Annotated in this window: 11 protein-coding genes and 3 tRNA genes; 8 read left to right on the forward strand and 6 right to left on the reverse strand. The window is 66.8% G+C overall.

Annotated features, from left to right (window positions below; translation table 11 throughout):
• The 3 genes from QQK25_RS11125 to QQK25_RS11135 are packed head-to-tail and all read left to right on the forward strand — an operon-like array spanning position 1 to position 1,892.
• Positions 1 to 579: a hypothetical protein gene (locus tag QQK25_RS11125; RefSeq protein ID WP_284187989.1), complete on the forward strand. Its 579-nt coding sequence runs from the start codon at positions 1 to 3 to the stop codon at positions 577 to 579.
• Entirely contained in the window at positions 566 to 1,135 is a 570-nt protein-coding gene (locus QQK25_RS11130) for a gp53-like domain-containing protein (RefSeq protein WP_284187990.1), read from the forward strand. Before QQK25_RS11125 ends, QQK25_RS11130 begins: the two co-directional genes overlap by 14 nt.
• Before the next feature lie 4 nt (positions 1,136 to 1,139).
• Positions 1,140 to 1,892 (forward strand): DNA-methyltransferase, encoded by a 753-nt coding sequence (locus QQK25_RS11135; protein WP_284187991.1) that lies wholly within the window; start codon positions 1,140 to 1,142, stop codon positions 1,890 to 1,892.
• Between the two features lie 94 nt (positions 1,893 to 1,986).
• Here QQK25_RS11135 and QQK25_RS11140 read toward each other — a convergent pair whose 3' ends face one another.
• Positions 1,987 to 2,610 carry an SLAC1 anion channel family protein gene (locus tag QQK25_RS11140; protein WP_284187992.1) on the reverse strand — a complete coding sequence of 208 codons (624 nt, stop codon included), beginning with the start codon at positions 2,608 to 2,610 and terminating at the stop codon, positions 1,987 to 1,989.
• A 269-nt stretch (positions 2,611 to 2,879) separates the two neighbouring features.
• Complete coding sequence (locus QQK25_RS11145) at positions 2,880 to 3,371, reverse strand: hypothetical protein (RefSeq protein WP_284187993.1); 492 nt, start codon at positions 3,369 to 3,371, stop codon at positions 2,880 to 2,882.
• Between the two features lie 237 nt (positions 3,372 to 3,608).
• Between QQK25_RS11145 and QQK25_RS11150 the strand changes: the two genes are divergently transcribed.
• Complete coding sequence (locus tag QQK25_RS11150) at positions 3,609 to 4,958, forward strand: sigma-54 interaction domain-containing protein (RefSeq protein ID WP_284187994.1); 1,350 nt, start codon at positions 3,609 to 3,611, stop codon at positions 4,956 to 4,958.
• Positions 4,959 to 5,165: 207 nt separating this feature from the next.
• Here the strand turns inward: QQK25_RS11150 and QQK25_RS11155 are convergent.
• The 3 genes from QQK25_RS11155 to QQK25_RS11165 form a co-directional block, all read right to left on the reverse strand.
• Positions 5,166 to 5,241 (reverse strand) — tRNA-His (locus QQK25_RS11155).
• Positions 5,242 to 5,291: 50 nt separating this feature from the next.
• A tRNA-Arg gene (locus tag QQK25_RS11160) sits at positions 5,292 to 5,365 on the reverse strand.
• A gap of 27 nt (positions 5,366 to 5,392) precedes the next feature.
• Positions 5,393 to 5,469 (reverse strand) — tRNA-Pro (locus tag QQK25_RS11165).
• A gap of 205 nt (positions 5,470 to 5,674) precedes the next feature.
• On the opposite strand from QQK25_RS11165, the gene QQK25_RS11170 reads away from it, so the two are divergent.
• The 4 genes from QQK25_RS11170 to QQK25_RS11185 all read left to right on the forward strand — a co-directional run bounded on the left by QQK25_RS11170 (position 5,675) and on the right by QQK25_RS11185 (position 13,011).
• Positions 5,675 to 8,593 carry a PAS domain-containing sensor histidine kinase gene (locus QQK25_RS11170; RefSeq protein WP_284187995.1) on the forward strand — a complete coding sequence of 973 codons (2,919 nt, stop codon included), beginning with the start codon at positions 5,675 to 5,677 and terminating at the stop codon, positions 8,591 to 8,593.
• A 248-nt stretch (positions 8,594 to 8,841) separates the two neighbouring features.
• Complete coding sequence (locus QQK25_RS11175; protein ID WP_284187996.1) at positions 8,842 to 11,529, forward strand: bifunctional acetate--CoA ligase family protein/GNAT family N-acetyltransferase; 2,688 nt, start codon at positions 8,842 to 8,844, stop codon at positions 11,527 to 11,529.
• A gap of 20 nt (positions 11,530 to 11,549) precedes the next feature.
• Positions 11,550 to 12,128: a DNA-3-methyladenine glycosylase I gene (locus QQK25_RS11180; RefSeq protein ID WP_438696435.1), complete on the forward strand. Its 579-nt coding sequence runs from the start codon at positions 11,550 to 11,552 to the stop codon at positions 12,126 to 12,128.
• A gap of 34 nt (positions 12,129 to 12,162) precedes the next feature.
• Positions 12,163 to 13,011: a D-hexose-6-phosphate mutarotase gene (locus QQK25_RS11185; protein ID WP_284187998.1), complete on the forward strand. Its 849-nt coding sequence runs from the start codon at positions 12,163 to 12,165 to the stop codon at positions 13,009 to 13,011.
• Positions 13,012 to 13,098: 87 nt separating this feature from the next.
• Here the strand turns inward: QQK25_RS11185 and QQK25_RS11190 are convergent.
• Positions 13,099 to 13,401: hypothetical protein (locus tag QQK25_RS11190; protein WP_284187999.1), on the reverse strand; the 303-nt coding region annotated here is incomplete at its 5' end.

Here is a 13,401-nt window from a genome sequence, read left to right on the forward strand (position 1 = left end):
ATGAGCCTGACTCTCAAGGCCTACACGGCCCGCGACTTCGCCGACTCCCTGCAGGCACTGCTCCCGCCCGGCGCCGCCTGGGAATGGCCGGTTGGGGGCGTTGGCGACTCCCTGATGCTGGCCACCGGCCAGGAGCTGGCCCGCATTGCTGCCGCCCCGTCGGCCATCCTGGCCAGCGCCGTACAGGCCCATCACCCGGGTGGCGCCAGCTTCCACATTTCGGCCTACCAGGCCGTGGCCGCTGCTGCCGTGGCGGGCACCGTCGAAGGCGTGCGCAAGCCCCTGCGCGTGGGCAGCCACGTGGGTGACCGCCTGTGGAGCCATAGCCCGGCCACCTTCACCGTTCCCCTGGTGCAGGTCGATCACCTCACCTTCAAACCCCTGCGCGTGGGCAGCCACGTGGGCGACGGCTGCTGGGGGAGCGGTGCGCGCCTGGCGCTTCGTGTGCGCTACTACCGGGGCGTGGTCAATCTGGTGGCACTTGCCGCCGCACTACGGGCCTTCAAGCAGGCCCACGTTCAACTTTGGTTCGAAGACATCACCGGCATCGGTGGAGAGGAAAATCATGAAACGAATTGATGGCGCTGGCCATGTGGGGGGGCGCTTTGTCTCCGAGGATGTGGCCACGAGCAGGCCGCCTACGGAAATCACTGCGTCGTGGCTTAATGGCTTGCAGGAGGAAGTCTGCAATGTGATCGTCGGGGCTGGCCTCGTCCTCAACGGCGGGTCGGAAACGCAGCTTCGAGACGCGATCATTGCGATGATCGGTTCGGGGGCAGCCGGAGCGACCAATGCGGATACGCTGGACGGCTACGACTCGACGCAATTCTGGCGCAATGATGCCGTGGTTTTTAACACGGCCGACCAGGGGTACTACCAGTTTCCGCCTGATGCCTCCGGCCGCCGGATAATTCACCAATGGGGCCCGCTCGCGGCGGTTGGTGGAAACCAGAACATAACCTTCGGAACGCCCTTCCCGAATGCCTTGTTAAGTATCGTTCCATCGATCGATAGTGATACGGACGATGCGACCCTGTTCAAAGCCTTTGTCCGTAACCGAACCCGCCTGGGCTTTCAGTTGTTCACGGGGGGTATCAACATGCGAGGCGGAACTTACTTCGCTGTGGGGTGGTGACTCGATGGCTATCGAGAAGGTCCAGATCGGCGACGCCACGCTCTACCGCGGCGACGCCCTTGCCGTTCTCCAGGAGCTCGACACCCCCGTCGACGCCCTGATCACCGACCCGCCGTACAGCAGCGGTGGGCTGCATCGTAGCGACCGCGCCCAGCCTGCCGGGCGGAAGTATGTGAGCAGCGGGTTCGAAGGACTCGCCCACAACGTCGACTTCACCGGCGACCACCTCGACGCCCGCTCCTGGGCGTACTGGATGACGCTGTGGATGTCTGCCGCCCGCGATCACCTCAAGTCCGGCGCCTACGTGATGGTCTTCACCGACTGGCGCCAGCTCCCGGCCTGCACCGATGTCTTCCAGGGCGGCGGTTTTGTCTGGCGCGGTCTGGTGCCCTGGGATAAGACCCAGGCCAGCCGTGCGCCTCATAAGGGCTATTTCCGGCACCAGTGCGAGTACGTGGTCTGGGGCACCAATGGCCCCTGCCATCAGCGGGATGATGCCGGACCGTTCCCCGGCTTCATCACCAAGAAGGTGGTGGCCAAGGAAAAGCTGCACATGACGGGTAAGCCGGTGGAGGTGATGGAAGGGCTGGTGGCTGCATGTACCCCGGGCGGGGTGGTGCTCGACCCGTTCATGGGGTCAGCCAGCACCGGCGTGGCAGCCCTCCAGAGTGGGCGGAAGTTCATCGGGGTGGAGAAGTCGCCCCACTACTTCGATGTCGCCTGCAGGCGGATTGAAGCGCTTTCGAAAGCGCTATGAAGGGGCTTCGGACGTGGTAGAAATGCGCGTCCAGAAATCAGCGGCTTTCAGCCTGAAATTGGCGTCCTGAAATCATCATCAGTCCGTCCAGTTTTCAAAGCCGCTTTACTGTGAGACGCAGGGCCAGCGGCGCATGGAAGAAAAGCCGGTACATCACCACCGCCAGCAGCACGATCCAGAACACCAGCCCGATGCTGAAGAAGAACCACGACAACTCCAGCGGCGCAAAATGCACGCCGCCCAACGGCACGATGATGTTGCCCACCACCGGGATGAACCACGCCGGGTTGAGATGCTGCACCTCGAAGTGGGTATGGTGGATCCAGGCGCTCATCGTGATCAGCGTGAGCGCCAGATGCAGCGCAGCACCAACCGCCCACACCCCGCTGGCGAACGCTGGCACCACCGGTTGCCAGGCGACACCGAGCAGCAGGATGCCGATCGAAATAGTGGGCACGAAGTTCATCTTCACCGGATGCGCCCGCTCGGCATGCACCGCATCCGGATGACGCAGCCATTTGACGAGGTAGGCGAAGGCCACCACGACAAACACGGCACTCGCCACCCAGACCAATCCCTGCCCAACGGCTGCCGGCCAGCCAAGCAGGCGGGCAGCCTTCTGCCAAGCCAGGGCCAGACCGGCAATGCCCATCACGGTGGAAAACAGCGCCACCGGCAGGTGGGCGAGGGAGTGGGATGGTGCAGCAGCTTGATTCATGGGCGTGGGCTCGATGGATGGCAACTCAGTCGGGTTCATGGCGATACATCTCTTCCGGATTCATCTTCGGGCGTGGCGACAGGCCGCTGTTGTGCCAGCCCTTCAGCAGACGGGAACCCGTCTGAAATTACGGCCAGGTCCGCGGTGGCTCCGCTCGGCCTGGATCTGAGGCGCGAAGTCGGCGTTCTGCACCAACCGGAGCGCCCCACGCCGCATGTCCCAGCCGGTGCGAACAGGATTTCCAGCGCATGGCAGGGCTCCGCAAAACGCTACTGAAGGCCAAGGGCCGACCTGAGCTGCACCTCGTCGCTGGCGAAATCGATGCGATCGACCCGCCCCTCGGACAGCCGGATCACCGACACCGCGCCGCGCTGACGTGGCACATCGGCCAGCAGCGACGCGTCCCGCGCGAGCCCCACCCGGAAAGGCAGCGCGCGCAGGGCAGGCAGCGCGAACATGCGGGTGATCACCGCGGGCATCGCGCTGATGTCGGCCAGATAGGCCGCCTGCAGCCGATCCAGCACGCCAGCAGGCTGAGCCGCCAGCAAGGCGTTGGCAAGATCACTCGCCGTCTTGTCAGCGGCAAAAAGCACCACCCGCGTCCCAGCCGGCACCGCCAGCACCTTGCCGTGCTGATCCTCCAGGTTCAGCACCGGAAAAACCGCACCCGGGGCGAGCGGCGCAGCCATGGCCCCCATGCCAAGCAGCAGCGCACCCAGCACGAACAGCGCCCGAAACGATCGAAACAAGCGGGTCATCATCAAACGGCTCTCCTCTTGAGGGCAGATGAAAGGGGTTGGATCAGCAACGCCATAGCCTGCCGCCTTTCACCCCCGATGTGCAAACCCAATCAAGCCCCGTGCCAACCCGCGCCGGGCCCGGAAATCCCTTTTTTCACAGTCACCTGCTGGGCGCCGCGGAATCTCCGTGATGACACCGATTGACCGCCAGACACCCCCATGACAGCATCTGGCAGTCTACTTGGCAGAAGCCTCCCCATGACCGCCAGCGTCCATCCCCTGCCCGAGCTCGTCTCCTTCCTCGACTCATTGCCCGAGCCCCACATCCTGTGCGACCGCAGCTACCGCATCCTGGCGGCCAACGCGGCCTACCGGGCCAACTGCGGGCGGCCGGAGGATCTCATCGGGCGCAAGTGCTACGAGGTCTCGCACCGCTACCCGGTGCCCTGCGACCAGGCCGGCGAATCCTGCCCGCTGGCGCGCAGCCTGATCTCCGGCCAGCGGGAGCGGGTCGTCCATCTGCACCACACCTCGTCGGGCGAGAGCTACGAGAACATCGAGCTGTCGCCGGTGCGCGACGCCCAGGGCGAGATCGCCTACTTCATCGAGAAGCTCGAACCGCTGCCGGTAGCCCGCGGGTTTGCCGACGACAAGGGCCTGATCGGCCGCTCCCAGGCCTTCCGGGCGATGCTCGAGCTGGTCGCCCGGGTCGCGCCATCCGAGGCCACCGTGCTCCTGCAGGGCGAATCCGGCACCGGCAAGGAACTCGCCGCCAAGGCCATCCACGACGCCAGCCGGCGCGCCGACCGGCCCTTCGTCGCGGTGGATTGCTCCGGCCTCACCGAAACCCTGTTCGAGAGCGAACTCTTCGGCCACGAAAAAGGTGCCTTCACCGGCGCCAACACCCGCAAGATCGGGCTCGTCGAAGCCGCCAGCGGCGGCACGCTCTTCCTCGACGAGATGGGCGACATCCCGCTCACCATGCAGGTCAAGCTGTTGCGCCTGCTGGAAACCGGCACCTACCGGCGGGTAGGCAGCACCGAACTCATCCGCGCCGACATCCGGCTGATCTCCGCCACCCACCGCCCGCTGAAGACCCTCGTCGAGAACGGCCAGTTCCGCCAGGATCTGTTCTACCGCGTGAATGCCTTCCCGATCGGCCTGCCGCCCCTGCGCAACCGCCGCGACGACATCCCGCTGCTCGCCGAGGTGCTCCTGGGCCGCGTGGCGCCGGAGCGCAAGCTGCGCATCGCCCCCGAAGCGCTGGCCAGCCTCGTCGCCTACGACTACCCGGGCAATGTGCGCGAGCTGCGCAACATCCTCGAACGGGCCAGCCTGCTGTGCGACGGCGACACCATCATGCCGAACCACCTGCCCGACGAACTCCTGCAGCCCGCCGCCACCGCCATGGATGACGACCTCACTCGCGGCAACCTGCCAGCAGCGCCCGCCCTCACGCCCGAAACCGCCGCGCCCAGCGACGAGGAAATCGCCGCCGCCCTGCGCAACCACACCGGCTCACGCAAGGCGCTGGCCACGCGGCTGGGCATCAGCGAGCGCACGCTCTACCGTCGGATCAAGGGACTGGAAGCTGAGGAGGGGAACTGAGCGGCAGGGCTCGCGCCGGGCCGTGGCGCGGGAAAGAACCCCGCCCGGCCGCAGGACTGGCGTATCGCGCGGCCTCGTCGTCGCGACGCCAGTCACCCGGCGGTCACCGAAGACGGCCAGAATCCGGGCTGGCGAGAAGGCGCGAGGGAGAACGGCAGCGCTGAAAAGCAGAAAGCCCCGATTTCTCGGGGCTTTCGCTGTGTTGCTTGGGGCGACATACCGGGATCGAACCGGTGACACCTGGAATCACAATCCAGTGCTCTACCAACTGAGCTAATGCCGCCACTGAAGGTCATCGACTTGCGTCGCCAACCTGAAACCAAATTGTCTGAGCCTGCCCGACAGGAATCGAACCTGTAACCCCCGGCTTAGAAGGCCGGTGCTCTATCCAGTTGAGCTACGGGCAGATCGCCGCGGGCACCGGGGTCAAGCTTTGGTCGGGGTGGAGAGATTCGAACTCCCGACATCTTGCTCCCAAAGCAAGCGCGCTACCGGACTGCGCTACACCCCGAGAGGCGCGAATAATACATAGCCTCTTCCTATCAGTCAAACAGAAAATCAAAAAATTTTCTGAAACGCTTCTGAACCACTGCCGCGGCAGCCTGTCCGTGCCTGATAGCCGTTTGGAGAAATTTTACACACTCCGTGTCACGCCGCATGCTCGATGGCGAGTTGGGCTGCGAAAAATGCATTCGTGGCGCAGATAATATGTATTGATGCTCTTCCGTCCCGCCTCTCCGCTGCTCCGTCGGGCAGCCCTCCCCTTTCTGCTCGCTGCGGGAGGTGCCTACGCGCCCGTCGTTCTTGCCGCCGCGGGCGGGGCGGGCGACTTCAGCATCCAGACTTCCCTGCCCTATCTATTGGTGGCCGGCGGCGGGCTGGCAGCAGGCCTGCTCCTCGGCCGCATCTCCCGCCCACGCCCCGTGCCGCCGCCGGCGCCGGCCCCCCTGTCGGTCTCGGGTGCGCCACCGCTTTCGGCGATGCCGCCCCGCCCCATGCCGCCGGGTGTGCCAACCACCCCGTGGCGGGATTTCGTCGAGATCGCCTCCGACTGGCCGTGGGAAACCGACGCCACGCTGCGCTTCGTGCCGGTGCCCGACGCCCCGACCCCGCCCAGCATCATCCCGCCCGACACCATCGGCCGCAGCTGGGAAGAGGTGATCGTCCCCGAGCTGCCGCCCGATTTCGCCATCGCCCACCAGGAAAGCCTGGGCCGGCACGGACCGATCGCCGTCACGCTGACGCGCCGCAGTGCGACGGGCGAGGTGCGCTACCTTGAACTTCGCGGCCGACCGATCTTCGATTCCGCCGGCCAGTTCCAGGGCTACCGGGGCATCGGCCGCGAGGTCACCGACCGCGCACGCCTGTCGGCCAACCTCGAACGCAACGAAGAGCGCATCCACGCCCTCATCGCCTACAGCACCGACGGCTACTGGGAGCAGGACGCCAACCTGCGCTACACCGCGATCACCGCCAGCTCCGGCCACCTGGCCGACCTGGCCGCCGAGGACGCCATCGGCAACCGGCGCTGGGAGCTGCCCGGCGAATCCCCGGACGAAGCCCCGTGGGCCGAGCACATCGCCCAGCTCAAGCAGATCGAGCCCTTCTCCAATCTGGTGTTCTGCCGCCGCGACCGCAACGGCCGGGCGATCTGGCTGAGCGAATCGGGGATTCCGGTGTTCGACAACCGGGGCGTGTTCGCCGGCTACTGCGGCACCACCCGCAACATCACTGATCGGGTCGTCGCCCGCGAGCAGCTGCAGCGGGACGAAGCCCTGTTCCGCGCGCTCTTCGAGCACGCGCCGGCCAATGTCGGGCGGATCTCGGTGGATGACCGCTGGCTGCAGGTCAATGCCGCCCTCGCCGCCTTCCTGGGCCAGCCGGCCGAAGCCCTCGCCGGCGCCGCCCTCGACGCCGTGATGAGCACCGAAGACGCCGCCGCCGGCAAGGCCCTGCGGGCCCGCTGCCTCACGGGCGAGATCGACCACTACAGCCGCGACGTGCGCTACCACTGCGCCAACGACAGCATGCTGTGGTGCCGCGAATCCGTCCGGCTGATCCCCGGCCGCGACGACACGCCGCCGTCCTTCGCGGTGGTCGTCGAGGACATCTCCGCGGTGCGCGACACCCTCGACACCCGCCGCGCCGGCGAGGAGCGCTACCGCCAGCTTTTCGAGCTATCGCCCGAGGCTACCCTGGTGTGCATCGACGGGCGCATCCACCTCTCCAACGCCGCCAGCCGCCGCCTGTTTGCCGCCGACGACACCCGCGCGCTCGAAGGCATCGAGATGCTCAACCTCGTCCATCCGGACGACCGGGCGATGGAAGCCGCGCGGCTCCAGCAGTTTGCCGCCAACCCCGAGCAGACCGGCCTCGCCCCGCTGCCCCTGCGCTACCAGCGCCTCGACGGCGAATGCATCAACGCCGAAGCCACCGGCGTGCGGATGCGCTTCGACGGCCAGCCGGCGGTGCTTTATGTATTGCGTGACGTGGCCCGCTGGCTGTCGGCCGAGCAGGTGCTGCGCGAGAGCCGCGCCATGTACCGGGACGTGGTCGAGTCGGTTAACGAGATCCTCTTCCAGACCGACGGCGAAGGTCGCGTGACCTTCCTCAACCGGGCCTGGCGCCACACCACCGGCTTCGACGGCCGGCTGTCCATCGGCCAGAGCCTGCTGGATTTCGTCGCCGACGAAGACCGCAGCCGGGTCGAGCAGCACCTGCGCAGCATCCGCGAGGGCTACGAGGACATCGCCCAGTTCGAATTCCGCCTGCGCACCCACTCCGAGGGCCTGCGCTGGGTCGAGGCCACCATCCGCCCCCTGCGCGACACCTACGACCACGTGGTGGGCAGCTCCGGCACGCTGGACGACATCACCGCCCGCAAGGAAGCCGAGCAGTCCCAGCGCAACCTCAACCTCGAGCTCGAAGCCCGCGTGCGCGTGCGCACCGCCGAACTCGAAGCCTCCAATCGCGAGCTCGAAGCCTTCTCGTATTCGGTCTCTCACGACTTGCGGGCGCCGCTCCGGGCCATCGACGGCTTCGCCCAGATCGTCGCCGAGGACTACGCCCCGCGCCTCGACGAAACCGGCCGCGAATACCTCCACCGCATCCGCATCGCCACGCAGAAGATGGCGCGGCTCATCGACGACCTCATCGACCTGGCCCGCCTCACGCGCCAGGCCATGAAGCGCGAGCAGGTGAACCTCAGCCAGATCGTCGAGCAGATCCTCACCGAACTGCGCCAGGAAGACCCGGAACGCGCCATCGAGATCCACGTCGAGCCCAACCTCGTCGCCGCCGCCGACCGCGCGCTGATCCGCGTGGCGCTCGAAAACCTCCTGCGCAACGCCTGGAAGTTCACCAGCCGCCGCGACGTGGCGCAGATCCGCTTCCACGCCGAGATGCGCGACCGGCAGATCGTCTATTGTGTCTCCGACAACGGCGCGGGCTTCGACATGACCTTCGCCTCCAAGCTGTTCCTCCCCTTCCACCGCCTGCACGGCATCAGCGAATTTGCCGGCACCGGCATCGGCCTCGCCACCGTCCAGCGCGTCATCCAGCGCCACGAAGGGCGCGTCTGGGCCCAGTCGACCCCCGACCAGGGCGCCAGCTTCTTCTTCACGCTCTGCCACTGATCCGGCACCTCCGGGTGTTGTGCGGCAGCCAAACCGTTGCTGCTGCGCAACAGCCTGAATTCAAAAGCGTTGATATAAGTCACAACTAATGTTGTGCATCGCAATACATCGGCACTTTTACCGATATCCGGCAGCATTCTTGCGGGTTAAAATTCGACTGTTAACTGACGATAAGAATATCTGCGGCTACGGCAAGGGTCATGGTCGCCCCAGCAGACCAACCGAATTGCACTAACCGAGCATCCATCATGAACGAACGACACTACCTCACCCCCCTCTTCGAACCCCGGTCCGTGGCCGTCATCGGTGCCACCGAACGGGAAAACTCCCTCGGCAACGTGGTTGTCCGCAACATGCTGGAGGCGGGGTTCAAGGGCAAGTTGTTCGCCGTCAATCCCAAATACGAAGAAGTCCTGGGCGTGCCCTGCTACAAGAGCGTCGAGGACATCCCCCAGCGGCTCGATCTCGCGATCATCACCACCAAGGCCGACCGCGTGCCGGCCATCGTCGACGCCTGCGGCCGCGCCGGCACCAAGTCGGTGGTCGTGATCCCCTCCGGCTTCTCCGACGCCGGCCCCCGGGGCAAGATGCTCGAGAAGAACACCATCGAGAACGCCCGCCGGCACCGCATCCGCCTGCTCGGCCCCAACTGTCTGGGCGTGCTGCGCCCCGAGCTCGGCCTCAACGCCAGCTTCGCCCACGGCGGCGCCACCAAGGGCTCCATCGGCCTCATCTCCCAGTCCGGCGCCCTCTGTTCGGCGATCCTCGACTGGGCGCGCCCCAACAACGTCGGCTTCTCGTCGGTCGTCTCGCTGGGCACCTCGGTGGACATCGACTTCGGTGAAGTCCTCGAATACATGGTGTCGGATTCCCGCACCGAAAGCATCTTCCTGTACGTCGAAGGCATCAAGGACGCGCGGCGCTTCGTGAGCGCCCTGCGCGCAGCCGCCCGCGTCAAGCCGGTGCTGCTGATCAAGGTCGGCCGTCACCCGGTCGGCTCCCACGCCGCGCTGCTGCACTCGGGCGCGATGGTCGGCGAAGACGCGGTGTTCGACGCCGCCCTGCGCCGCGCCGGCGTGATCCGCCTGTACAACCTCGGCCAGCTGTTCGCTGCCGCCAACGCGCTGTTCTCGCACTTCCGTCCGCGCGGCAACCGCCTCGCCATCATCACCAACGGCGGCGGGCCGGGCGTGATGGCTGCCGACCGTGCCGCCGACCTGCGCATTCCCCTCGCCACCCTGTCCGACGCCACCGTCGCCAAGCTCAACGAGATCCTGCCGCCCACCTGGTCGCACACCAACCCCATCGACATCATCGGCGACGCCGACGCCGAGCGTTACCGCAAGTCCCTCGAGATCGTGCTGGCGGACGAGAACGTCGAAGGCGTGCTCACCATGCTGTGCCCGCAGGCCATGTGCTCGCCCACCGAAGTGGCCCAGCAGATCATCGACGTCGAACGCAACGCCGACAAACCCGTGTTCACCTGCTGGATGGGTGAAGAGCAGGTGCGCGAAGGCCGCCACATCTTCGAAGCCGCCGGCATCCCCACCTTCCGCACGCCGGAGCCCGCCGTCGAGCTCTTCGGCCACATCTCGGCCTACTACCGCAACCAGAAGCTGCTGGTCCAGACGCCGTCGTCCCTGTCGTCCGACCTCAACCCGCCGTCCGTCGAGAGCGCCCGGCTGGTCATCGAGACCGCCCTCTCCGAGCGCCGCAAGAACCTCAACGAGATGGAATCCAAGGCCCTGCTGGCGGCCTTCCGCATTCCCATCGCGCAAACCGTCGTCGCCCGCTCCGCAACCGAAGCCATGGTGCTGGCCGAAGAGCTCGGCCTGCCGGTGGCCATGAAGATCGACTCCCCGTCGATCACCCACAAGGCCGACACCGGCGGCGTGCGGCTCAACCTCAACGGCCTCGCCGCGGTGCGCTCCGCCTACCAGGAAATCCTCGAGGATGTGAAGCGCAAGCGCCCCGACGCCATCATCAACGGCGTCGCCATCGAGCCTATGGTCGTCAAGCCCTACGGCCGCGAGCTCATGGTCGGCGCCTTCCGCGACCCGATCTTCGGGCCGGTGATCACCTTCGGTGAAGGCGGTGCCCACGTCGAGATCCAGGCCGACCGCGCCGTCGCCCTGCCGCCGCTCAACAGCTATCTGGTGCAGGATCTGATCAAGTCCACCCGCGTGGCCACCCTGCTCGGCGAATACCGCAACATGCCGCCGATCAACATGGAGTCGCTGGAGTTCGTGCTGCTGCGCATCTCCGAGATGGTCTGCGAGCTTCCGTGGATCCGCGAGATGGACATCAACCCGCTGATCGTCGACGAGCACGGCGCGGTGGCGGTGGATGCCCGCATCGTGGTGGACAACATCGCCCCGACGGCCGATCGCTACGACCACATGGCGATCCACCCCTACCCGTCGCACCTCATCACCCGCATCTCGATGCCCGAAGGCGACATCACCGTCCGCCCGATCAAGCCCGAAGATGCCGAGCTCGAAGTCGAGTTCGTCCGCAAGCTGTCGCCCGAGACCAAGTACCTGCGCTTCATGAACACGATGCGCGAACTGCCCCCGGCGATGGTCGCCCGCCTCACCCAGATCGACTACGACCGCGAGATGGCCTTCGTGGCGATCATCGAAGAGGATGGTGTCGAGGAGGAGATCGGCGTGGCCCGTTACGCGGTGAACCCCGACGGCGAAACCTGCGAGTTCGCCATCGTCGTGGCCGAAGACTGGCAGCACCGCGGCCTCGCCCGCCGGCTGATGGGCGTGCTCATCGAGACCGCCCGCGCCCGCGGCCTGAGCGCCATGACCGGCATCTTCCTGTCGAACAACGAGCGCATGCTCAAGTTCGTCGCCAGCCTGGGCTTCGTGCTGTCCAACGACCCCGAGGACAACACCGTCAAGCACGGCATCCTCAACCTGCAAGGCTGATGGTGGCCGGCGCGCCCCTCGTGCGATGCGCCTGGTGCGGGGCCGATCCCCTGTACCAGGCCTACCACGACACCGAATGGGGCGTGCCGCTCCACGACGACCAGGCGCTCTTCGAGCTCCTCACCCTCGAAGGCGCCCAGGCCGGGCTGTCGTGGCTCACCGTGCTCAAGAAGCGTGAAGGCTATCGCAAAGCCTTCGCCAACTTCGACCCGGCCGTCGTCGCCCGCTTCACCGACGCCGATCAGGCGCGGCTGATGGCCAACCCGGGCATCGTCCGCAACCGCCTCAAGATCTCCTCCACCATCGACAACGCCCGCGCCTTTCTCGCCATCCAGGCCGAGTTCGGCAGCTTCGACGCGTGGCTGTGGCGCTTCGTCGATGGCCAGCCGATCCAGAACCGCCTCGCCAGCCTCGCCGACGCCCAGGCCAGCACGCCGCTGTCCGATGCGCTCAGCAAGGCCCTCAAGCAGCGTGGCTTCCGCTTCGTCGGCACCACCATCTGCTACGCCTTCATGCAGGCCGCCGGGCTGGTGAACGACCACACCACCGACTGCTTCCGCCACGCCGAAGTGGCCGCGTTATCATCGCGCCCTCTGTAACCTCTCCCGGGCCCAGGCAGGGCCCCGCAGAATCATGACCGACCAGATCGAAACGGCCGAACTCCACGGCCAGCCCGTCCTCAAGCTGCAGACGCCCGACGGCGCCGTCGCCCTCGTCAGCCTCCACGGCGCCCAGGTGCTGTCGTGGACGCCCGCCGGCGGCGAAGACCGCCTCTACCTCAGCCCCAAAGCCGTGTTCGACGGCCAGACCGCCATCCGCGGCGGCGTGCCGGTGTGCTTTCCGCAATTCGCCGGCAACGGCCCGCTCAAGGCCCACGGTTTTGCCCGCAACCGCCTGTGGACGCTCGCCAACCAGCGCGCCGGCAAGGATTACGTGGTCGTCACCCTGCGCCTCGAAGACAACGCCGACACCCGCGCCCTGTGGCCCCACGCCTTTGCCGCCGAGATGAGTGTCTCCATCGGCGGCGGCCGACTCGACATGGAGCTCGAAGTCACCAACACCGGCAAGGCCCCGCTCAGCTTCACCGCCGCGCTGCACACCTACCTCAAGGTGCGCGAGGTGGAATCCCTGCGCATCGAAGGCCTGCGCGGGCTGGACTACACCGACACCGCCGACGGCGGCACCCTCAAGAAGGAAACCGGCGTCGGCGTGATGGTCGACGACGAGATCGACCGCATCTACCACCAGGCGCCGGCCACCATCCTGGTGCGCGAGGATGACCGCGCGATGGGCATCCACGCCGAGAACTTCCCCGACGTGGTGGTGTGGAACCCGTGGGTGGACAAATGCGCCAGGCTCGCCGACATGCCGGCCGACGGCTTCCGCCGGATGCTGTGCGTCGAGGCCGCCGCCGTGCGCGAGCCCATCGAGCTCTCCCCCGGCGCCGACTGGTGGGGTCGCCAGTCCCTCGTCGCCATGTAAGGGCAGACAAAAAACAAACGGGGCCGCAAGGCCCCGTTGTTCATTCCGAGCAGACGGCCCCGCGAAGGGCCGTTGTTCATTGCGCGCTCAGTTGGCGCCGCGCACGGTGTCGGCCACGTTGCGGCCATTCACGCGCACCACCGCCACGGTATGGCCGGACGGATCGACCTCAACCGGCTCGACAGTCAGGTTGCCCGCATCCAGCGCGCGCTGCAGGCGCTGGGTGGCGTGCTCCGAGCTCATCCCGGGATCACGGGCATCCAGCCCCTGCACCCGGTACTTGCGACCGCTTTGATAGAAGGTGGCGCCATCCATCGCGTAGGCCCGGGCGACGCCACGGGCGGGGCGCTGGGGCGGCGCGGTGGGCGCGGCCAGCGGCGGCGCAGACGG

Source organism: Zoogloea oryzae, assembly GCF_030161255.1.
Classification (GTDB): domain Bacteria; phylum Pseudomonadota; class Gammaproteobacteria; order Burkholderiales; family Rhodocyclaceae; genus Zoogloea; species Zoogloea oryzae.